The organism is Dactylosporangium sp. CA-152071 (assembly GCF_050936335.1).
GTDB classification, from domain to species: domain Bacteria; phylum Actinomycetota; class Actinomycetes; order Mycobacteriales; family Micromonosporaceae; genus Dactylosporangium; species Dactylosporangium maewongense.
Window position 1 is genome coordinate 1,733,076 of sequence record NZ_JBNJMZ010000002.1, and the last position, 21,342, is coordinate 1,754,417.

At 74.0% G+C, this 21,342-nt stretch carries 20 protein-coding genes; 3 read left to right on the forward strand and 17 right to left on the reverse strand.

The features are described from left to right. The first annotated feature begins 70 nt into the window (after nt 1–70). From ACQEVZ_RS47625 to ACQEVZ_RS47635, 3 genes are read left to right on the forward strand one after another with little or no spacing between them, the layout of a single operon-like run. A complete protein-coding gene (locus ACQEVZ_RS47625; protein ID WP_433380985.1) occupies nt 71–1,270 on the forward strand; it encodes a CoA transferase in 1,200 nt (399 codons plus the stop codon). Between the two features lie 28 nt (nt 1,271–1,298). Further along, nucleotides 1,299–2,510 carry an acetyl-CoA C-acetyltransferase gene (locus tag ACQEVZ_RS47630; RefSeq protein WP_433380988.1) on the forward strand — a complete coding sequence of 404 codons (1,212 nt, stop codon included), beginning with the start codon at nt 1,299–1,301 and terminating at the stop codon, nt 2,508–2,510. Further along, the gene (locus ACQEVZ_RS47635; protein ID WP_433380991.1) at nt 2,507–3,310 is read left to right on the forward strand and encodes an enoyl-CoA hydratase/isomerase family protein; all 804 of its coding nucleotides are present in this window, start codon (nt 2,507–2,509) and stop codon (nt 3,308–3,310) included. The genes ACQEVZ_RS47630 and ACQEVZ_RS47635 overlap by 4 nt, the downstream gene beginning before the upstream one ends. Nucleotides 3,311–3,314: 4 nt before the next feature. Here the strand turns inward: ACQEVZ_RS47635 and ACQEVZ_RS47640 are convergent, their stop codons facing one another. The 17 genes from ACQEVZ_RS47640 to ACQEVZ_RS47720 form a co-directional block, all read right to left on the reverse strand. After that, nucleotides 3,315–4,235 carry an SDR family NAD(P)-dependent oxidoreductase gene (locus tag ACQEVZ_RS47640; protein ID WP_433380994.1) on the reverse strand — a complete coding sequence of 307 codons (921 nt, stop codon included), beginning with the start codon at nt 4,233–4,235 and terminating at the stop codon, nt 3,315–3,317. A 76-nt stretch (nt 4,236–4,311) separates the two neighbouring features. Beyond that, nucleotides 4,312–5,145, reverse strand: coding sequence for an enoyl-CoA hydratase/isomerase family protein (locus tag ACQEVZ_RS47645; protein WP_344500395.1), 834 nt, complete (start codon nt 5,143–5,145; stop codon nt 4,312–4,314). A gap of 85 nt (nt 5,146–5,230) precedes the next feature. Next, the gene (locus ACQEVZ_RS47650; RefSeq protein WP_433380998.1) at nt 5,231–6,100 is read right to left on the reverse strand and encodes an acyl-CoA dehydrogenase family protein; all 870 of its coding nucleotides are present in this window, start codon (nt 6,098–6,100) and stop codon (nt 5,231–5,233) included. Next, nucleotides 6,097–7,248, reverse strand: a complete 1,152-nt coding sequence (locus ACQEVZ_RS47655; RefSeq protein WP_433381001.1) for an acyl-CoA dehydrogenase family protein — start codon at nt 7,246–7,248, stop codon at nt 6,097–6,099. Before ACQEVZ_RS47655 ends, ACQEVZ_RS47650 begins: the two co-directional genes overlap by 4 nt. A 17-nt stretch (nt 7,249–7,265) precedes the next feature. After that, a complete protein-coding gene (locus tag ACQEVZ_RS47660) occupies nt 7,266–8,069 on the reverse strand; it encodes an amidohydrolase family protein (protein WP_433381004.1) in 804 nt (267 codons plus the stop codon). Continuing rightward, nucleotides 8,056–9,105, reverse strand: coding sequence for an LLM class flavin-dependent oxidoreductase (locus ACQEVZ_RS47665; protein WP_433381007.1), 1,050 nt, complete (start codon nt 9,103–9,105; stop codon nt 8,056–8,058). The genes ACQEVZ_RS47660 and ACQEVZ_RS47665 overlap by 14 nt, the downstream gene beginning before the upstream one ends. Then, a complete protein-coding gene (locus ACQEVZ_RS47670; RefSeq protein WP_433381010.1) occupies nt 9,102–11,183 on the reverse strand; it encodes an acetate--CoA ligase family protein in 2,082 nt (693 codons plus the stop codon). Before ACQEVZ_RS47670 ends, ACQEVZ_RS47665 begins: the two co-directional genes overlap by 4 nt. 7 nt (nt 11,184–11,190) lie before the next feature. Further along, the gene (locus ACQEVZ_RS47675; protein ID WP_433381013.1) at nt 11,191–12,933 is read right to left on the reverse strand and encodes a thiamine pyrophosphate-binding protein; all 1,743 of its coding nucleotides are present in this window, start codon (nt 12,931–12,933) and stop codon (nt 11,191–11,193) included. 85 nt (nt 12,934–13,018) lie between these two features. After that, a complete protein-coding gene (locus ACQEVZ_RS47680) occupies nt 13,019–13,906 on the reverse strand; it encodes a polysaccharide deacetylase family protein (protein WP_433381016.1) in 888 nt (295 codons plus the stop codon). Next, nucleotides 13,893–14,609, reverse strand: a complete 717-nt coding sequence (locus ACQEVZ_RS47685; RefSeq protein ID WP_433381019.1) for an isochorismatase family protein — start codon at nt 14,607–14,609, stop codon at nt 13,893–13,895. The genes ACQEVZ_RS47680 and ACQEVZ_RS47685 overlap by 14 nt, the downstream gene beginning before the upstream one ends. Before the next feature lie 203 nt (nt 14,610–14,812). Further along, the gene (locus tag ACQEVZ_RS47690) at nt 14,813–15,970 is read right to left on the reverse strand and encodes an acyl-CoA dehydrogenase family protein (protein ID WP_344500376.1); all 1,158 of its coding nucleotides are present in this window, start codon (nt 15,968–15,970) and stop codon (nt 14,813–14,815) included. 22 nt (nt 15,971–15,992) lie between these two features. Further along, nucleotides 15,993–16,151 carry a hypothetical protein gene (locus tag ACQEVZ_RS47695; RefSeq protein WP_433381024.1) on the reverse strand — a complete coding sequence of 53 codons (159 nt, stop codon included), beginning with the start codon at nt 16,149–16,151 and terminating at the stop codon, nt 15,993–15,995. Beyond that, nucleotides 16,148–17,719: a GMC family oxidoreductase gene (locus ACQEVZ_RS47700; protein ID WP_433381027.1), complete on the reverse strand. Its 1,572-nt coding sequence runs from the start codon at nt 17,717–17,719 to the stop codon at nt 16,148–16,150. Before ACQEVZ_RS47700 ends, ACQEVZ_RS47695 begins: the two co-directional genes overlap by 4 nt. A gap of 4 nt (nt 17,720–17,723) precedes the next feature. After that, entirely contained in the window at nt 17,724–18,587 is an 864-nt protein-coding gene (locus ACQEVZ_RS47705; protein ID WP_433381030.1) for an ABC transporter ATP-binding protein, read from the reverse strand. Continuing rightward, nucleotides 18,584–19,495, reverse strand: coding sequence for an ABC transporter permease (locus ACQEVZ_RS47710; RefSeq protein ID WP_344500368.1), 912 nt, complete (start codon nt 19,493–19,495; stop codon nt 18,584–18,586). Before ACQEVZ_RS47710 ends, ACQEVZ_RS47705 begins: the two co-directional genes overlap by 4 nt. Beyond that, the gene (locus ACQEVZ_RS47715) at nt 19,495–20,505 is read right to left on the reverse strand and encodes an ABC transporter permease (RefSeq protein WP_433381034.1); all 1,011 of its coding nucleotides are present in this window, start codon (nt 20,503–20,505) and stop codon (nt 19,495–19,497) included. Before ACQEVZ_RS47715 ends, ACQEVZ_RS47710 begins: the two co-directional genes overlap by 1 nt. Beyond that, the gene (locus ACQEVZ_RS47720) at nt 20,502–21,299 is read right to left on the reverse strand and encodes an ABC transporter ATP-binding protein (protein ID WP_433381037.1); all 798 of its coding nucleotides are present in this window, start codon (nt 21,297–21,299) and stop codon (nt 20,502–20,504) included. The genes ACQEVZ_RS47715 and ACQEVZ_RS47720 overlap by 4 nt, the downstream gene beginning before the upstream one ends. Between the last annotated feature and the right edge of the window lie 43 nt (nt 21,300–21,342).

Consider the following 21,342-nt stretch of genomic DNA (forward strand, 5'->3'; position numbering starts at 1 on the left):
CTGGTATAAGACTAGCTTACCTAGGTACAATAACCAAGACCTTTCATTTCCGGTGGCGAGCGAGGAACCGATGAACCACACCGGCGACGGGCCACTACGCGGCCTGCGCGTGATCGAGCTGGCGAGCTACATCGCCGCACCGCTCTGCGGCCTCACCCTGGCCCAGCTCGGCGCCGACGTGCTGCGCGTCGACCCGCTCGGCGGCACCCCCGACCGGCACCGATGGCCCCTCGCCCCGAGCGGCGCCAGCCTGTACTGGACCGGCCTCAACCGCGGCAAACGCTCCATCGCCCTCGACCTGCGCGCCGAGCAGGGCCGGCGGCTGCTCGCCGAGCTCGTCGCCGGCGCCGACGCCGTGCTCACCAACGCCGGCAACCGCCCCGGGCAACGCTACGAGGACCTGCGCGCGACCCGCGACGACCTCATCTACGTCGAGGTCGCCGGCGCGCGCGGCCGCGGCTCCGTCGACTACACCGCCGACGCCGCGGCCGGCTTCCCGCTCGCCACCGGCACACCCGAGACGTCTGAGCCGACCGGGCACGTCCTGCCCGCCTGGGACGTCGCCTGCGGGCTCTACGCCGCCGTCGGGCTGCTCGCCGCCCAGCACGACCGCGCCGCGACCGGCCGCGGCGCGCACCTCGTCATCGGCCTGGACGACGTCGCCCTCGCCACCGCCGGCAACCTCGGCTACCTCGCCGAGGCCGAGCTCACCGGCGCCGGCCGCCCCCGCGTCGGCAACGCCGTCTACGGCACGTACGGCCACGCGTTCGCCACCCGCGACGGCCACATGATGATCGTCGCGCTGACCGCCCGGCACTGGAACGACCTGCTCGCCGCGACCGGCCTCACCGTCGCCGCCCACGCGATCGAGGTGGCGCTCGGCACCGACTTCACCCGCGAGGAGGAGCGGTTCCGCCACCAGGGCCTCCTCGACGCCCTGCTGCAGCCGTGGTTCGCCGCGCGGAGCACCACCGAGGCCGAGGCGGCGCTGCGCCCCACGTCCGTGCTGTGGTCACGGTTCCGCACATTCCGCGAGATCGTCACCGACGGCCGCGACGAACTGCTGGCCGGGCCGCTCTTCGACGTGCTCGACCAGCCCGGCGTCGGGCCGCACCTGGCCCCCGGATCCCCCATCACCGGCGGCGGCCGCACCCTCGGCGGCCCGCGCCCGGCGCCCGGGCTCGGCGAGCACACCCGCGAGGTGCTCGCCGAGCTCGGCCGCTCCCCCGCCGACATCGACCAGCTCATCGACTCAGGCACCGTCGCCTGACACAGCCACACCACAAGGAGGTCGACGGATGCCCGACGCCGTCATCTGCGCCCCGCTGCGCACCCCCATCGGCCGCTTCGGCGGCGTCCTGCGCGACGTCCCCGCCGCCGAACTGGCCGCGACCGTCATCCGCGCCGTGATGGAACGCACCGGCCTGGACCCGGCCGCCGTCGACGACGTCATCCTCGGCCAGTGCAGCCCCAGCGGCGAGGCACCGGCCATCGGCCGGGTCGCCGCCCTCGACGCCGGGCTGCCCGAGACCGTCGGCGGCGCCCAGGTCGACCGCCGCTGCGGCTCCGGGCTGCAGGCGGTCCTCAACGCCGCGATGCAGGTGCAGACCGGCGCCAGCGACCTCGTCCTCGCCGGCGGCGCGGAAAGCATGAGCCAGGTCGAGCACTACGCCACCGGGCTGCGCTGGGGCGCCGGCGAGCACGTCGCGCTGGTCGACCGGCTGGCCCGGGCCCGCGCCACCGCCGGCGGCCGCGACCACCCCGTGCCGGGCGGCATGGTGGAGACGGCCGAGAACCTGCGGCGGCACTACGGCATCCCCCGCGCCGAGCAGGACGAGCTGTCGCTGGAGTCGCACCGGCGGGCCGTCGCCGCCCAGGACGCCGGCATCTTCGCCGCGGAGATCGTGCCGGTGACAGTACCGTCGAAGAAAGGACCGCAGACGGTCGACACCGACGAGCACCCGCGCCGCGACAGCACCCTCGAAGCGTTGGCCCGCCTGCGTCCCGTGCTCGGCCGCGACGACCCCGACGCCACCGTCACCGCCGGCAACTCCAGCGGCCAGAACGACGGCGCCGCCATCTGCGTCGTCACCACCCCGCAGCGGGCCGCGGAGCTCGGCCTCACCCCGCTGGTGCGGCTCGCCGGCTGGTCCCTCGCCGGCGTCGCGCCCGAGGTGATGGGCCTCGGGCCGGTCCCCGCCACCCGCCGCCTCCTGGCCCGCACCGGCCTGACACTCGCCGACATCGACCTCATCGAGCTCAACGAGGCCTTCGCCGCGCAGGTCCTCGCCGTGACCCGGGAATGGGGCCTCACCGCCGCCGACTTCGCGCGGCTCAACGTGCACGGCTCCGGCATCGCGCTCGGCCACCCGGTCGGCGCCACCGGCGCCCGCATCCTCACCACCATGGCGTACGCGCTGCACCGCCGCGACGCCCGGTTCGGCCTGGCGACCATGTGCATCGGCGGCGGGCAGGGCCTGGCAGCACTGTTCGAGCGGGTCGGCGCATGAACGGGCCGCAGTCCGACGTGCTGCTGGACGTCAAGGACGGCGTCGCCCGGATCACCCTCAACCGGCCCGAGCGCGGCAACGGCGTCACCTACGCCCTCGCCGCGCGGCTGCACGACCTTGTCGCCGAGGTCGCCTCGCGCCGGGACGTGCGGGTCGTCGTGCTCACCGGCGCCGGCCGGCAGTTCTGCGTCGGCGGCGACCTGGCCGGTGACGCGTTCGCCGCCGCGCGCCAGGACGTGCCGGTGGACGACGACGTGCGGGCGCAGATCGAGCGCGGGCGGCTCACCGAGGCGATCCGCGCGCTGCCGCAGATCACCATCGCCGCCGTCAACGGCGGCTGCGCCGGCGCCGGGCTCGCCCTGGCCCTCGCGTGCGACCTGCGGATCGCCGCCGAGCACGCCGTGCTGCGCACCGCCTACCTCGACGCCGGGGTCAGCGGCGACTACGGCATCACCTGGCTGCTGCCGGCCCTGCTGGGCGAGGCGCGGGCGAGGGAGCTGCTGCTGCTGTCGGAGAAGCTCGACGCGCAGACGGCGCTGCGGTACGGGCTGCTGCACCGCGTCGTGTCCGGCCCGGCGCTCAACGGCACCGTCGACGCGTTCGCCGAACGGTGCGCTGCCCGCGCGCCGCTCGCCGTCGCGGCCATCAAGGAGAACCTCGCCGGCGCCGCCGGCGTGCCGCTCGGCGAGCACCTCGCCGCCGAGGCCCGCCGCCAGGTCGCCACCGCCCGCTCCGCCGACGCCGCGGAGGCGGCCGCGGCGTTCCTCGCCAGGCGGCCGCCCGTCTTCCACGGTCGGTAGGGGCTCAGCCCTGCGCCACGGGGCCGGCCGCCCGCTTGCTGCGGTCGGTCATCGAGAACCGCAGCCGGGCCATCATGTTCTCCACCTCGGGGTCCCGCCCGGCCTGCGCGAACAGGCCCGGCACCCCGGCGGCCAGCTCGTCCTGGGTCCAGCGGCGCTCACCGTTGCGGATGAACGCGACGCTGGTGAACGGCTCGTACAGCTCCACGACGTCACCCTGCACCCCGAACACCTTGCCGGAGATCGTCCCGGCCGCGTCGCTGCACAGGAACGCCACCATCGGTGCCACGTTGTCCGGCGACCAGAAGTCCCAGCCCTCGCCGCCGCCGATCTCGCCGTAGGCGCCGGACGTCATCCGGGTCCGCGCGGCCGGGCACACGACGTTGCTGACCACACCGTAGCGGGCCATCTCCTGCGCGATGATCGACGACATCGCCACGACGCCGGCCTTCGCCGCGCCGTAGTTGGCCTGGCCGAAGTTGCCCAGCAGCCCGGCCGTCGACGAGGTGCCGACGAGCCGGCCGCCGGTGCCGGCGTCGCGCCAGTGCACGCACGCGGCGTGCGCGACCGCGTAGTGCCCGCGCAGGTGCACCCGGATCACGTCGTCCCACTCGTCCGCCGCCATCTTCACGAACGTGCGGTCGCGCAGGAACCCCGCGTTGTTCACCACCGCGTCGAGCCGGCCGAACGTGTCGACGGCGGCGGCCACGATCGCGTCGGCGACGGCGGTGTCCGCCACGTCACCGGCGACCAGCACCGCCCGCCCGCCGCCGGCCTCGATCTCCTTCACTGCCTCGGCGCCCGCGTCGGCGTCGAATTCCGCGACCACCACGCTGCCGCCGAGCGCCGCCACCTCGAGGGCCTCACGGCGGCCGATGCCGTGCCCGGCACCCGTGATCGCGACGACCTTGTCCACCAGGCTCATACCCACTCCTCCGCTGAGCTCCTGTCATTCCGGTGAGCGGCTCCTCCGCGGTACCGCGGGCCGCTCCTGCCGCCGCTCATTCCGCCTGCGGGTAGTCGCCGGCGAGCAGGCCCTGCTGGACCGCCGCGATCGTCTCCTTCATGCCCAGCTCCGCGCGGCGGGCCGCGATGAACTCCGCGCCCGGCGCCTGGTGGCTCACCGCGGAGAACTCCGCACCGGACAGCACGGCGTCGCGGAAGCCCTGCAGGTTCATGGTGCGGTTCAGGGCGTACTTCTTGACCGCCAGCACGTCGCTGGGCGTGTTCGCGATCCGCGTCGCCAGCTCGTGCGCCCGCTCGTGCAGCTCGCCGGCCGGGTACACGTGGTTGGCCCAGCCGAGCTCGACGGCCTCCTGGGCGCTGAACCGGCTGCCGGCGATGTACGCCAGCTCGCGGGCCTTCTTCGGCCCGACGAACCAGCTCGCCACCGGCGACAGCAGCCCGCCGCCGACCGGCAGCTGCGGCCAGCCGATGACGGCGTCGTCGGCGACGACGGTCAGGTCGCACATCACCGCCATGACCGTCGCGGTGCCGAGGCAGTACCCCTGCACGGCGGCGACGACCGGCTTCGGCGAGTCCCAGATCCGCAGCCAGCGCTCCAGGCTCGCGCGCTGCCGCTGCCAGTCGGTGTACGAGGAACGGTGCCCCGCCGACGCGGCCCGGCCCGGGCCGGACATGTCGCCGCCGGTGCTGAACGCGCGGCCGGTCGAGCAGACCACGACGACCCGCACGTCCGGGTCGGCCTCGTGCGCGGTGAGCCCGGCGGTGAAGCCCTCGAGCATCTCCGGGGCGAGCGCGTTGAGCTTGTCGGGCCGGTTGAACCGCAGGTACCCGACCCGGTCTTTCGTGAAGACCTCCAACAACTCGGTCATGACGTCACCTCCGCTGCGCTCCGGCGCCGCCCTGACCTTGCAACTGCGCCCATGATGACCAGCTCCTCGCTCCGCTGCGGGCCGGTCATGCCGCGCTCGCCGTCAGCGCCGCCACGACGAGCCGGTGCGCCTGGGTGACGTGGCGCAGCGACCAGTGCAGGTCGCACTCCCAGGTGTAGCCGATCCCGCCGTACACCTGGATCGCCCGCTCGACGACGGAGGCGCACAGCTGCAGCACGTACGGCGCGCCGCTTGTCATCGCCGCCGGGTCGTTGCTGAACCAGGTGACGCCGCTACGGGCCAGCTCCACGTCGCGGTGCATGTCGGCGAGGGTGTGCTTGACCGCCTGGAACGAGCCGATCGGCCGGCCGAACTGGACCCGGGTCTTGGCGTACTCCACGGTGTCCTGCAGCGCCCGGTCGGTGGCCCCGACGGCCTCCGCCGTGGCCAGCAGCGCATAGTCGCGCAGCGCACCGGCCGGGGCGAGCGGTCCCGGCGCGGTGTCCGCGCGGCCCAGCGGCAGCGACGGCGCGTGGTCGTCGACGGTGAACTCCCCCGTGACGGGCGCGGTGCCGTCGGCGGACAGCACCAGCGCCGCCTGCATCGGGTATGGCAGCAGGAACCGGTTCCACTCGGGCACCACGAGGGTGACCGGCGTGCCGGCGGGTGGCCGCTCGGCCAGCCAGCGGCGCGCGGCCAGGGTGCTCAGCAGCGGCAGGCCGACCAGGGCCCGGCCCCACGCCTCGGCCATCACGCACAGGTCCAGCAGCGTCACGTCGGCGTCGGTGCCCGGGGTGTCGCCGTCGGCGAGCTCGGTCCAGCCGCCGGCGGCGAGCTCGCCCCACAGCTTCGCCGGGGACCAGCGGTCCTCGCCGGTCGTGCCCTCGACCGCCATCTGGTGCACCGCGTCGGTGACCTCCAGGCCCAGCGGGCTGGGCAGGTATCGCGTGCTCACGCCTTCGCGCTCCCTTCGCGGGGCAGGCCCAGGACCCGCTCGCCGATGATGTTGCGCTGGATCTCCGACGTGCCCGACACGATCGTCGAGGCCCGGTGGAACAGCAGCCGGGTGCGGTACAGGTCGGTGTGCTCGGGACAGCCACCGAACGCGGCCAGGTGCACGATCTCCTGCACCAGCTCGCTCCAGGTCACCTTCAGCACCGCGCTGGAGCGCGGCGAGGCGTCGCCGCCGGCCATCTTCTCCAGCGAACGCATCATCTGCCAGCGCAGCAGCTCGACCCGGGTGACGAACTCGGGCAGCCGGGCCGCGATCGCGGGGGCGTGCGCGGCGCAGTGCTCGGTGAACAGCCGCAGGTAGCCGTGCAGCTGGTTGAGGGCGATCGCACCGAAGCCGACGCCGCGCTCGTGGGTCAGGATCGTGCCCGACACCAGCCAGCCCTCGTCCTCGGCGCCGACGAGCAGGTCGGTGCTCGTCTCGGCGCCGTCGAAGAACACCTCGTTGAACTCGTGGGTGCCGGTGATGTTGATCAGCGGCCGGACCTCGACGCCGGGCTGGCGCATCGGCACGAGCATCAGCGACAGCCCGCGGCTGCGGGAGCCGGCCGCGCCGGTGCGGGCCAGCAGCAGGCACCAGTCGGAGAACTGCGCGTACGTCGTCCACACCTTCTGGCCCTGGATGCGGTACACGTCGCCGTCACGCACCGCCCGGGTGTGCAGCGAGGCGAGGTCGGAGCCGGCGCCGGGCTCGGAGAAGCCCTGGCACCAGTTCTCCTCGCCCTTGAGGATCGCCGGCAGGAACCGGGCGCACATCTCGGGCGTGCCGTGGTGGATGATGGCCGGCCCGGCGAGCAGCCGCCCGACCCGGCCGAGCCCCTCGGGGGCGTCCATGCGCGCGGCGATGTCGTTGAACGTGAAGTCCTCCACGACGCCGAGGCCGCGGCCGCCGAAGCGCTCGGGCCACGACAGCCCCGCGTAGCCGGCGTCGAAGAGCTGCCGGTCCCAGGCCCGGCGGATCTCGATCTCCTCGTCCATCGTGAGGTGGTCGCGACGCTCCCGCCACTCGGCGGGGATCGCGGTCGTCAGCCACGCCGTCACCTCGCGGCGGAACTCGTCCACCGCGGGGTCGGCGAATGATGTTGCCGGCACTCGTGCAGCCTCCTGATTCAGCGGTCCCAGCCCAGGCGGCGAAGCAGCGCGCCGCCCATGACCAGGTCGAGGTCGTCGTCCTTGAGGAACGGCAGCTCCTCGGTGAACATCGCGACCGCCTGCGCGTAGGTGCACGGCAGGCGGGTCGCATCGGTACCCCAGAACACGCGCCCGGCACCGAAGGCGTCGACGACCCGCTCGATGCGGGGCGCGAGACCGCGGTAGGGGTAGGGCTCGTCGGTGGCGCACGGCAGCGCCGACGCCTTCACCGACACGTTGTCGTGCGCGGCGAGCGCGACGAGCTCGTCGAGGATCGGGTCGAGGGCGTCGTCCTTGTCGTCGACGAACAGCCCGAGGTGGTCGACGATGAGGTTCAGGCCGGGGTGGGCGGCGGCGACCGGGCCGAGCTTGGCCAGCTGCGCCGGCGCCCACACCATGACGGGCAGGCCCTGCTCGGCGGCGACCGGCCAGAACCAGTCGGCGGTGCCGTCGTCGAGCCAGGAGACCTTGTGCCACGGCGGGAACGCGACCCGCACGGCCACGACCGCGTCGTCCGGCCACGCCTTGACCTGCTCGCGCGCCTCCGGCTTGTCGAGGGCGAGGTGGGCGGTGGTGCGGAAGCGGTCGGGGTGGGCCGCGACCGCGTCGAGGCTGATCTGCATCGCGGCCGGGAACGGCGGGACGAGCACGGCCCGGTCGATGCCGGCGGCGTCCATGTCGGCGAGGATCGTGGCCAGGGGGATGACCCGCTGCCCGAACTTCGCGGCCCGCTCCTCGTGGCCTTCGGGGAAGAGGTGGATCTGGCTGTCACAGGTGAGCATCGGCCGTCCTTTCCGATCGGGCGTGCTGGACGGCGGCGACGAGCGCGAGGCCGTTGGCCCGGGTCTGCTGGGGTGTGCTGCCGGAGGTGAGCTGCAGGACCAGTTCGTCGACGCCGGTGGCGGCGAACCGCCCGGCGGTGGCGGCGATCTGCTCAGCGCAGGAGTCCCGGTCGCCGGCGACGGAGTAGGCCGCCACCATGTCGTCGGGCACGAGCGCCGCCACCGGCCCCCAGTCGCGGAACCGCAGCTCGGTGGCGAGGTCGCGGATGCGCTGGGCCACCTCGGTCCACGGCGTGCCGGCCAGGACCGGGTGGTAGCTGGGGGTGGAGAAGTAGAACGCCAGCTGCCGGCGTACCGCGTCGGCGGCGGCCGCCGGGTCGTCGTCGACGACGCAGATCTTCCACGCCGCGAGCTTCGGCCGGTCCGGACCGGCGACGGCGGGGGCGACGACGTCGCGCAGGTAGGCCGGCGCGGTGGCGAGGCTGTGCAGGGCGATCCCGTCGCAGGAGCGGGCGGCGGCACGCAGCATCGCCGGGTTGAGCGCGGCGGCGTACAGCGGCACCCCGGCGCGCAGCGCGGCGTCCTGCGGCATGTCCAGCTGCGGGAAGTCGCACTGGTAGAACCGGCCCTCGAAGCGCAGCCCGCCCTCGGACCGCAGCGCGGCGCGGACCAGCTCGGCGTATTCGGCGGTGCGCGGCGCCGGGTGGTCGTAGCCGGCCGCGTCGAAGCGTCTGGTCCGCACGCCGCGGGTGCCGGCGCCCAGCCCGAGGGCGAACCGGCCGCCGCTGAGCTCGGCGAGGTCGGCGGCGGCCATCGCCACCGCGAGGGGTGCCCGGGTGAACGAGTAGGCGATGCCGGTGCCGATGCCGATGCGGCTGGTGTGCGCCACCAGGTGGCCGGCGCGGACGATCCCGTCGCCGCCGAAGCCCTCGGTGGTCCACACCCGGTCGAGGCCGGCCTCCTCGGCGGCCCGGGTGATGTCCAGCAGCGGGCCGAGGTGGCTGGTGGCCAGCGCCATCGAGACGCGCACGGTCATACCGGCTCGCCCTCGGGCAGCAACACGATGTCGAGGATCTGCGGTCCGGTGGTGGCGTCGACCATGACCGGGTTCAGTTCCAGCATCGACCAGCCGGCGAGCCGGCCGCCGACGAACTCGGTGGCGAGCCGGGCGATGAGCGCGGCGGTGGCGGCGCGCTGCCCGTCCGGCACCGGCAGGCGGTCCAGGGCCCGCTCGACGGCACCGTCCGTGGCGGGCAGCGCGATCAGCGACGAGTCAGTCTTGGCCTCGACGTCGCCGCCGCCGGAGCCGACGATGAGATACGGCCCGTACCACGGGTCGCGGTTGAGCGACACGAACAGCTCGACGCCGGTGCCGGTCTCCTCGACGAGCACGCCGCGCACGCCGGGCAGCCCGGCCGCGGCGGCGGAGGCGAGGACCCGCCGGGCGGCCGCCTCGGTCTGCTCCGCCGTGGCGCAGCCGAGCACGACGCCGCCGACCTTCACCTTGTGCAGCAGCCCGTCGGCGACGATCTTCACGACGTGCGGGTGCGCGAGGCCGGCCACGGCCCCGGCGACGCCGTCGACGTCCTCGGCCGCCACGAAGACCGCCTTCGGCATCGGCACGTCGAGCGCGTCGAGCAGGTCCCGGGCGGTGCGGCCGTCGGGCGCGTCGCCGATCACGTCGGCGAGCCCCGTCGCCCGCGGTGCCTCCGGCTGGGTGCGTGGGTAGAGCCGCGCCAGCATCCGGGCGGTGGTGGCGATCCCCCGCACCAGCAGCGTCTCCGGGTGCCGCTCCCGGAACGCGACGGCCCAGTCGGTCCACGCGAAGTCGCTGAGCGTCGACACGATGGTGGGGCAGCCGGTGGCGGCGCCCAGGTCGGCGTAGCGGTCCAGCGAGCGGCGGTGCACGTCGCGCTCGTCGTCGGCGGCCGGGAAGGTCAGCGCGTACGGGATGACGACGGCACGCACGGCCGGGTCGGTGTAGACGGCGTGGAACGCGGCGGTCACCTCCTCGTACGGTTTCGGCGAGGCGGTCAGGTCGATCGGGTTGCTCACGTACGCCCCGTCGGGCGCGACCGCCCGCAGCGCCGAGGTGGCCGCGTCGCCGAACGTGGCCAGCCCGACGCCCTCGTGGGTGAGCAGGTCGGCGGTGAGGGCGGCGGCGCCGCCGGACGTCTCGATGACCGCGACGCCGCCACCGACGCCACCGGCGCCACCGGCGCCGTGCCGGCTGAGGTATTCGGCGATCGCGGCGGCCCGGGTCAGCTGCTCCATGCTGCGCACCCGGATCACGCCGTGCGCGGTGAGCACCTCGTCGACGAGCCGGTCGGGGCCGGCCAGGGCGGCGGTGTGCGATCGGGCGATGGCCGCGCCGATCTCCGACCCGCCGGACTTCGCCAGCACGATCGTGACGCCCTGCTCGCGGGCGCGGGTCAGGGTCCGCTCCAGGCGGGCCCGGTTGCCGCCGAACGACTCGAGGTAGGCGGCGATGACGGTGGTGGTCGGCCGGTCGAGCATCGTCTCCATCGCGTCGACGGGGTCGAACGCGGCGCCGTTGCCGATCGACACGCACAGGTCGACGCCGGCGCCGTCCTCGGCCAGGCCGCCCATGATGGTGGTGGTCAGGGAGCCGCTCTGGGACACCACGGACACGCCGCCGACCCGCAGGTCCGGCGGGATGGGCGCGCCGAGCGGGGCGATGCCGGCGCGGAAGTCGGCGAACCCGACGCCGTTGGGCCCGTAGAGCCGGCTGCCGGTGCCCTCGACGATGCCGACCAGCTCCCGCTGCAGCCGGATGCCCTCCTCGGTGCCGCGCTCGGCGTACCCGTCGGAGATGAGCACGATGTGCGGGACCTTCATCTCGACCGCCTTGGCCACGACCGAGTTCGCGGCGGCGGAGTTGACGATGAGCACGGCGACGTCGGGGGTCCGCGGCACGAGGCCGAGGTCGGCGACGGTCGGCACGCCACGCACCTCGGGTCGGGTGCGGCTCACCGGCCAGATCTCGGCGTCGCCGAAGGTGCGCAGGTTGTGGAACAGCAGGTAGGTCCAGAGGCTTCCGTCGCGGGCCCCGACGAGCGCGACGCCCGGCCGGGGCGTGCTCTGTGCGGTCATGTGGTGTTCAGCTCCGATCGCGGTTCATGACGGCGTCCACCAGCACCGGACGGCGCTCCTCGCGCACGATGCGCGCCGCGCGGGCGAGCGTCGCGGGCAGCTCGGCCGCGTCGGTGACGGGGCCGATGCCCTCCACCCCCTGGCTGCGGGCCAGGGTGGCGAAGTCGACGTCGGGGCCGGTGATGTCGATGCCGGCGGCCACGTCGGTGTCGCGGCCGCGCTGGTGGCCGATCTCGGTCTGGTGCATCCGGTCCTGGTTGTAGGTGCGGTTGTTGGCCATCACCACGAGCAGCGGCAGCCGCTCGTGGGCGGCGGTCCACAGCGCCTGGGCGGTGTAGAGGAAGTCGCCGTCCGGCTGGATGTCCACGACGAGGGTGTCGTCGTGGCGGTGCGCGAGCGCGGCGCCCAGGGCCGCGGGGACCCCGTAGCCGAGCCCGCCGCCGCCGGAGATGCCGAGGTAGCAGTTGAACTCGTCCATGTCGAACGCGCGGCGCGAGTTGCCGTACAGCGCGCCGAACGCGAGCTGCCACGCGCCGCCGCGGACCGCCTCGAACGTCTCGGCGGCCAGCCGGGCCGGGCCGAACGCGCCGGGCGCGCGGGACAGCCGCTCGCGGAACACCGCCGGGCCGCTCGCCGTGGCGCGCAGGGCCGCGGTGCGCTCGGCGGCGCCCGGCACCGGCAGCTCGGCGACGATCTCGGCGAGGCGCGGCAGGGCCACGGCGGCGTCGCCGGTCAGCACCGCCTCGACCCGGTCCCAGGCCGCGGCGGCCCGGTCCAGCGGGGCCCGCTCGATGAGCGCCGCGCCGGACAGCACGAAGACCCGCGCGCCGGGGCGGGGCAGCCAGGCGAAGTCGCGGTTGGCGACGTCGGTGCGGCCGAGGGCGAAGTACGGGTCGCGCACGTCGACGGCCAGGATCACGTCGGCCCCGGCGACGTCGGTGTGGTGGTGCTGGGTGCGGTCGGCCCAGTGCGTGTTGGGGAAGTTGTGCCGGGCGCCGAGGTCCACGACGCCCGCGCCGAGCCGTTCGGCGAGCGCGACGAGGGCCCGGTACGCGGCCTCGCTGCGCCCGGCGGTGTCGGCCAGCAGCAGCGGCCGCTCGGCGGCGGCGAGGGCCTCGGCGACCGGGAGCAGGTCGGCGTCGGCGACCGTCGGCGTGCTCTGCCGGGCCAGCGCGGTCGCGGGCGACCACAGCGCGTTGCGCGGCTCGCCGCTGACCACGTCCTCCTGCAGCCCGGCGTCGAGGGCGACGTAGACGGGCGCCTGCGGGAAGGCGGTGGTGATGCTGTGGGCGCGGGCGAGGCTGTGCACGGCGGCGTCGAGGCCGGCCGGCTGGTCGTCCCACTTGGTGTAGGTGCGGACCTGCGCGGCCTGGTCGCGGCTGGCGTGGATCCAGTCGATCCAGGGCCGGCGGCGGGCGGCGTCGGCCGGGCCGCTGCCGCCGACGACGAGCATGGGCACCAGGTCCAGGAACGCGTTGAACAGCGCCATGGAGCCGGTCTGCAGCCCGACGAGGTTGTGCAGCGCGACACCCATCGGCCGGCCGGTCGCCTTGGCGTAGCCGTGGGCCATGCCGACGGCGACGTTCTCGTGCAGGGTCAGCAGCAGCTCGGGCTTGCCCGCGCGGACCAGCGACTCGTGCAGGCCGCGCAGGGTCGCGCCGGGGTTGATGGCGAGGTGCTCGATGCCGAGGCGGGCCAGCACGTCGACCATGACGTCGCTGCCGTACCGCACCGCGTCGTCCGCGCTCATGCCGTCACCTCCGCTGCGCTCCGGCGCCGGCCTGAGCTCCACCCTGTAATCCCGATTCGCGGCCCTCCGCTACGCTCCGGCCCGCTCATGCCGTCACCTGCGCCGCATAGTGCTCGGCGATGGCGCCGGGGGTGGTGAGCCAGATGTCGTCGCGGCGCTCGGCGAGCAGGTCCAGCACCCGGCGCAGGGCGTGCAGCCGGTGCGGCTGGCCGGCGGTGAACGGGTGCAGGCTCAGCGCGTACACCAGCGGCGTCCGCGCCGGGCCCACCTGGGTCAGCATCTCGGTCAGGTGGTCGTGGGCGATGTCGGCGAACTCGCGGCCGGTGTGCCCGCGGGACAGCACCTGCGGGTAGTCGTTGGTCTCCAGCGGGTACGGCACGTTGAGCAGCGGCCCGCCGCGGGTCGACAGCCACACCGGCTGGTCGTCGATCGGCCAGTCGAGGGTGTACGTGTAGCCGGCCTCGGCCAGCAGGTCCGGGGTGTTGGCGCTCTGCGTGGCGCCCGGGGACATCCAGCCGGCCGGGCGGGTCCCGAACGCGGCGGTGAGCAGCGCCGTGGACTCCTCGATCAGGGTCCGCTCCTCGTCCTCGGCCATCCCGCCCTGCAGCTCGGAGTTGGTGCGGCCGTGCCCGACGATCTCGCCGCCGGACGCGCGCAGCGCCTCGGCGACCGGCGGGTACAGCTCGGGAACCCACGCGTTGAGCACGAACGCGGCCGGCAGGTCGCGGGCGGCGAGCTCGTCGAGGATGCGCCACAGGCCGACCCGGATGCCGTAGTCGCGCCAGCCGTACCGGCGGTGCTCGCTGTTCGGCGGGTCCATGCCGGGCGTCAGCGTCGCCCCGCCGCCGCCGTAGGCGAAGCACTCGACGTTGACGGCGACGTAGGCGGCCAGGCCGCCGCCGTGCGGCCAGGCGAACGCGGGCCGGTCGGTGATGGGACGGTAGGCGTACCGCCCGGAGTCAGGCAGCCGCATGGAACGGTCCCTCCCCGGCCCGCGCGACGTAGTCGTGGGCCTCGGCCAGGCCGATCACGTCGGCGTACTTCTGGTCCAGGTCGAACAGGTTGATCCAGTGCGACGCCTCGATCCGGTCGAACGTCAGCTCCTGCACGACGCCGACGCGGTAGTTGAGCGAGAACGCGTCCAGGACCGTGGAGCGGATGCAGCCGCTGGTGACGCCGCCGCCGACGAGCAGCGAGTCGACGCCCCAGTCGGTGAGGTATGCGGCCAGCGGGGTGCCGAAGAACGCGCTGGGCTTCTCCTTGTCCAGCACCACGTCTGTGGGGGCCGGCGTGATCGGGTCGACGATGTCGAAGGCGCGCGGCGCCGGCTTCATGTCCTCGCGGCCGCGGCGGTTCTTGTCCAGCCAGCGACCGCGGTTGAGCCCGTCGGGGCGGGGGCGCACCGGCCGGGTGTAGACGACCGGCAGGCCGCGCTCGCGGGCGGCGGCGGCGAGACCGGCCATGGCCTCGACGGCCCGCCACGCCGCCGGGCCGCAGGAGTTGCGGTACAGCGCCAGCGACTCAGCCTCGCTGAGCCCGGGGTCGCCGCAGAACAGGTAGGTGGCGTCGATGAGCAGGACGGCGACGTTGCCGCCGAGCCCCATCCTGGCGCCGTAGCCGGCCTGCGCGGCGATCTCCCGGTCGTGCTCGGTCAGAAACCTGTCCCACCCGCTCATGCCGCCACCTCCGCTGCGCTCCGGCGTCGGCCTGAGCTGAATCTGCGCCACTGATGAGCGGCTTCTCCGCTGCGCTCCGAACCGCTCATGCGTCCTCCGCTGCACTGGGGTACCGCAATGCTTGCACGGTATCATGTACTCAAGTTCTATACTAGAGATAAACATATTGGCGGGACCCCTGCGCCGGGGCCCGCCCCCGCCGGTCAGGCGTCGATCCCGCCGCGCTCCACGAGCTGGCGGGCGATGACGTTGCGCTGGATCTCGTTGGTGCCCTCACCCACGATCATCAGCGGGGCGTCGCGGAAGTACCGCTCGATGTCGAACTCCGTGGAGTAGCCGTAGCCGCCGTGCACCCGCATCGCGTCGAGCGCGATCTGCATGGCCGTCTCGGACGCGAACAGCTTCGCCATCCCCGCCTCCAGGTCGCACCGCCGCCCGGCCTCGGTGCGCTCCGCCGCGTACAGCACCAGCTGCCGGGCGGCGGTCAGCCTCGTCGCCATGTCGGCGAGGTAGTTGCCGACCGACTGGTGCTGCCAGATCGGCCGGCCGAACGAGTGCCGCTCCTGCGAGTAGCGCAGCGCGTCCTCGAACGCGGCCCGCCCCACGCCGAGCGCCCGGGCCGCCACCTGCAGCCGCCCCGTCTCCAGCCCGGTCATCATCTGGGCGAACCCGCGCCCCTCGACGCCGCCGAGCAGCGCTCCGGCCGGCGCCCGGTAGCCGTCGAACGACAGCTCGCAGCTCTCCACGCCCTTGTAGCCGAGCTTGGGCAGGTCCCGCGAGACGGTCAGGCCCGGCCCGTGCTCGACCAGCAGGATGCTCACGCCCTTGTGCTTCGGCACGGCGTCGGGGTCGGTCTTGCACAGCAGCGCGATGAGCTGCGAACGCCGCGCGTTGGTGATCCACGTCTTGGCGCCGCTGATCACGTACCCGTCGCCGTCGCGGCGGGCCGTCGTCGTCATGGCCTGCAGGTCGGAGCCGCCACCCGGCTCGGTGAGCGCCATCGTGGCCCGGATCGCGCCGGTCGCCATCCCCGGCAGGTACCGCTGCCGCTGCTCCTCGGTGCCGAACGCGAGCAGCAGCTTCGCCACCACCGTGTGCCCGCCCATCGCGCCGGCCAGGCTCATCCAGCCCCGGGCGAGCTCCTCGGTGACCTGCACGTAGCAGGACATGGACACGCGCGCCCCGCCGTACTGCTCAGGGATCGCCAGCCCGAAGACGCCGAGCTCCTTCATCGTGTCGATGAGCCGCTCCGGGTACTCGTTCGCGTGCTCCAGGTCGCGGGCGACCGGGCGCACGTCCCGGTCGACGAAGTCGCGGACCAGGTCGACCACGGCGCGTTCCTCAGCGTTCAGGTCCGTCACGCCGCCACCTCCTTCTGCTGGTTCAGATGACGCCGGCATCGCGCAGGGCGGCGATCTGCTCGGCGCTGCGGCCGAGGAAGGCCAGGATCCGTTCGGTGTGCTCGCCGACCGCCGGAACCGGGTCCATGCGCACGCCGGCGCCGACGGGGCGCCACCGGGTCAGACCGGGCGGTGGCGTCATCGGGGCACCGGCGACGTCGCCACCAGACCGGCGGCGATCTTCTCCGCCATCGCGTACACCGTCAGGATCATCATGCCCCGCGGGATGCTCGGCATGAGGCTGGCGTCGCCGATGTACAGGTTGGTGAAGCCGTGGACGCGCCCGTCGAGGCCGGCCACCGCCAGCGGGTCGCCGGCCGGGCCGAGCCGGCCGGTGCCGGTGGCGTGGTGGAACAGGAAGATGTTGCGCCGGATGTGCTCGCGCAGGTCCGCATCCTCTGCGGCGGACTCAGGGGCTTCAGGGGCGGCCTCGGCGGCGAACCAGTCGCGCACCGCCGGGTCGGCCAGCCGCCTGCGCAGCCACCGCAGGCCGCGGGCGATCGCGTCGAGGTCCTCGTCCCGGCCGATGTCGAGGTCGATGACCGGATGCGAGTGCGGGTCCGCGTCCGCGATCGTCACCGAGCCCTCGGCGGCCAGGTGGACCAGGAACACCGTGATCGGCAGCAGGCCGTCCGGCGGTGCGGTGTCGCCGTGGTTGACGCCGATGCTCAGGTCGTACGCGGGCAGCGCCGGGTCGCTCTTCACCCGGGCGAACAAGGACTGGCGCGTGCCCGGGACGTGCCCGCGCGCCGCCAGCCGCTCGGCGAAGCCGGGCGCCGTGCGCATGAACAGCCGGCTGCCGTAGTGGTCATGCAGGTTCCGGCCGACGCCGGGCAGGTGGTGCAGCGGCACCCCGTCGCCGAGGATCGGCGCGAGGGCGGCCGCGTCGCCGATGCCGGAGCGCTGCAGGACCGTGGGCGTGCCGATCGCGCCGGCGGCCAGCACGACCCGGCGGGCGCGCAGCTGCGACCGCCGGCCGTCGCGGACGACGGCCACGCCGGTCACCGTGTCGCCGTCCCACAGCACCCGGTCGATGAGCGTGTCGCCGATGACCGTGAGGTTCGGCCGGTCGCGTACGTCGTCCAGGTAGGCCCGTGCGGCGTGATACCGCTCGTCGCCGTCGGCGTTGCGGGTGCCGTCCCCCCAGCCCTCGGCGGCGTCGGGGCCGGAGGCGTCGATCGGGCCGGGGAGGCCGGCCGCGGCGTAGGCCCGGCGCAGGTCGTCCAGCAGCGGCGACGTCGCCCGGTCGCGGGAGACGAACAACGCGCCGTCCCGGCCGCGGCCCGGGGCGTCGTCGCCGCGGAGCCGCTCGACCTTCAGCAGGAACGGCCGGAGGTCCTCGAACCCCCAGCCCTCGGCGCCGAGCTCCACCCACCGCGCGTAGTCCTCGCGCAGGCCCCAGTTGATGCCGGCCGCGTTGATGACCGAGGAGCCGCCGAGGACCCGGCCGCGGATGAACGGGATGTCGTAGCCGTACGGCGCGACGTGGTACCCCCAGTCGTACGGGGTCGGCACGTACCTCGCGTCGTTGAGCACCGGCGGCCAGGCGCCGCCGCGGCTGTGGCCGAAGTCCGGGCCGGCCTCGACGAGCGCGACCTGCTCGCCGGTGGCCGACAGCCGGTTGGCCAGCACGCAGCCGGCGGTGCCGCCGCCGGCGACGACGGTGTCGAACGTGAGGTCGGACAGGTCTTCCGGAGTGGCTTCCGGCATGGGCTCAGGACCGGTCCCTTCGCTTCACGACCTTGGTCAGCTTCTGGTTGGCGACGAGCCCCTGCGTCACCGGATGCCGCGGCGCGGTCATGATCTCCTCGACGGTGCCGGTCTCCACGATCCGGCCCAGGCTCATCACGACGATCCGGTCGGCCAGCCGGCGCGCGACGCGCAGGTCGTGGGTGATCACCACGAGGGTGTTCGTCCGCTTCAGGACGCCGAACAGCTCGATGACCTCCTTCTGCGTGGTCGGGTCCAGCGCGGTCGTCGGCTCGTCGGCGACGATCACGGCGGGCCGGTTGACCAGGGCGAGGGCCACCATCACGCGCTGGCGCATGCCGCCGGACAGCTCGTGGGCGTAGCGCCGCATCGCCGCGTCCGGGTCGAGCTCGGCCGCGGTCAGGGCCTCCCGGGTCCGCGCCGCGATCTCGTCCCTGCCGGTGGTGCCGTGCGCCTTGAGGACGTCGGCGAAGATCTTGTCCAGGCGACGCACCGGGTTCAGCGCGGAGGTCGGGTCCTGGAAGATCATCGTCACGGTGGAGCCGCGCAGCGAACGCAGCGTCTTGTCGTCGGCCTCGAACAGCGACGTACCGGCGACGCGCACCGAACCGCCGGTGACCCGGCCGCCGGGGCCGAGCATGCCGAGCAGCGCCTGGCCGATGGTGCTCTTGCCGGCGCCCGAGGTGCCCACGACGCACACGCACTCGCCGCGCCCGATCTGCAGATCGACCGGCCCGATCCGCACCCCGTGCCCGCGGTCCGGGTCGCCGAGCTCGACGGTCAGCTGTGACACGTCGACCACCAGCTGCGTCGCCGCCGCCGGCCCGCCCGCACCGGTCGGCTTGGTCGTGTTGGTCGTCTCGGTCATCGCGCTCCCCGATCTGCCGGTGCGGTCGCGTCCAGGTCTGCGGCCTCGGCCGGTGCGAGCACCTCCGTCATGGTGGCCGCCGTGCCCGACCGGGACGCCGCCGCGGCCAGCCGGTCGGCCAGCATGTTCACGAAGACCAGCAGCACGACCAGCGCCAGCGCCGAGCTCAGCGCGATCCAGGGGTCGCGGTTGAGGTACTGCTGCCCGTCGGCCAGCATGTTGCCCCAGGACGAGGTCTCCAGCGACGGCCCGATGCCGAGCAGCGACAGTGCCGCCGCCGCGCCGAGCACGTCGCCGAACACGAACGCGCTGACGACCGCGACCCGGATGAGCAGCGCCGGCACCAGGTGCTCCCGGATGACCCGCAGCCCGTTGCCCCACACGAGGTTGCTGTAGACGACGTACTCCTGCTCGCGCAGCTGCAGCGTCTCGCCGTGCACGACCCGGGCGACCAGCGGCCACAGCGCGATGCCGAGCACCAGCGCGATCTGCAGGGTGCCCCGGCCCAGCACGCCGATCAGGACGACCGCCATCACGACGAACGGGAACGCCACCTCGAAGTCGACCAGCCGGAGGATCGCCCGCGCCCACCAGCGCCCGTACCAGCCGGACGTCACCCCGACGAGCGTGCCGACGACCGCGGCGATCAGCGTGGCCAGCAGCGCGACCTCGACCGACCACGGCAGCCCGTGCAGCAGCTCCTGGAGGTTGTCCCGGCCGGCGCCGTCGGTGCCCAGCCAGTGCTGCGCGCTCGGGCCCTGCAGCCGGCTGCGGATGTCCTGCTCGGCGTGCCCGGCCCCGTGCTTCCACACGGTGAGGCCGAGGATGAGCAGGCTGATCAGCCAGTACAGCGAGCTCTTCACGCCGCGTGGCAGCAGCCGCCAGGTCCGGGTGCCGCTGGTGGCCATCAGCCGTTCCTCCTCAGCCGGGGATCGGCGATCCGGTACAGCACGTCCGACACCGCGGTGACGGCGAAGACGACCAGGCCGATGAGGGTGACGCCGGCGGCCAGCGACGGGAAGTCCGCGTTCTGCACGCTGACGACCAGCAGCTGGCCGAGGCCGTTGATGCCGAAGAGCTGCTCGACGATCACCGCGCCGGACAGCAGCAGCGTGAACTGCGTGCCCGCGGTCGCGATCAGCGGCACCAGCACGTTGGGCAGCACGTACTTGGTGCGGATCGTCGCGGGCGACAACCCGTACGCGGTCGCGGTGTGCACCAGCTCCGAGGACCAGACCTGCCGCGCGGCGCTCTGCACGACCCGGGCCAGGCGCGGCGCCGCCAGCCAGGCGAGGCTGATGCTCGGCAGGATCCACGAGTCGGCCCGGTCGAACCCGATCGCCGGGAGCACCTGCAGCTTGATCGCGAACACGGTGATCAGCAGCAGCGCGATGATGTAGTACTGGATGCCCTGGGTGGCCAGCACGATGCCGCTGACGACCTTGCGCAGCGGGCGGCGGCGGCCGGCGGCGGATCCGGTGCCGCCGCCGATGTAGATGCCGATCGGCGTGGCGACCGCGACGTTGATGACCGTCGCGATCACGCACAGCAGGAGCGTCGTGCCGAGCCGGCCGGCGGCGAGGTCCAGGGCGGGGACCCGCTCGGTGATCGAGTTGCCGAAGTCGAACAGCAGGAACTGCCGCAGGAAGTTGAGGTACTGGATGATCAGCGGGCTGTCGAGCCCGTAGATCACGCGGATCTGGGCCACGTCCTCGGGGGTCGCCTCGGGGCCGGCCAGGATGACGGCCGGGTCGCCCTGGACCCGCGCCAGGAAGAACAGCACGGTGACGAGCAGGACCAGGAACCCGACCAGCTCGATCACCCGCACCCCGAGCCGCAGCGCGATACGGCGGGCCACGGGGTCCTCGGCGTCCTGCGGCGGGGCGGCTGCGGGCCGCGCGGAGAGCTGCTGGGTCATCGCGCCGCCGCCGTGGTGAGTTCGGGGCCCGAGCCGTCCCATTCGTCGAGGTACCGGCTCGCGGCGATGAGCATGGCGGTGTGCGGGTGCTGCGGGTCGTCCAGCACCGACTCGGCCGAGCCGGACTCGACGACCCGGCCGTCCTGCATCACGTGGACGTCGTCGGCGAGCTGGGCGATGACCGACATGCTGTGCGAGACGATCAGGATGGCCAGCCCGACCTCGGCGTGCAGCTCCTCGAGGAGGCCGAGGATCTCCGCGGTGGTCACGTTGTCCAGGGCGGTGACCGGCTCGTCGGCGACGAGGATGGCCGGGCGCACCGACAGCGCCCGGGCGATGGCGACACGCTGGCGCTCGCCGCCGGACAGCTCGCGGGGCAACGAGTGCAGCTTGCTGGTGGGCAGCCGCACCCGGTCGAGCATCTCGCCGACGCGGCGGGCGATGTCGTCCTTGCTCATCGGCTCGCTGCCGCGCTGCCGGGACCGGGCCCGCAGCGGCTCGGCGATCGAGTCCGCCACCGACCAGCGCGGGTCGAGGCTGGCGTAGGGGTTCTGCATGACGACCTGGATGCGGTTGCGCAGGGCGAGGGCCGCCTTGGCCGACACGGTCGACAGGTCGGTGCCGGCGATCTCGACGACGCCGCTGGTCGGCTTGGTCAGGCCCAGCAGGGCCCGCAACACCGTCGACTTGCCCGCGCCCGACTCGCCGATGAGCCCGACGATGCGGCCCCGCGGAATGTCGATGCTGACGTCGCGGGCGGCGTGCACCAGCCGGGCGCCGCGACGATAGGTCACACTCAGTGCCCGCACGGCGGCGGCTGATAGTCCCGTACTGATT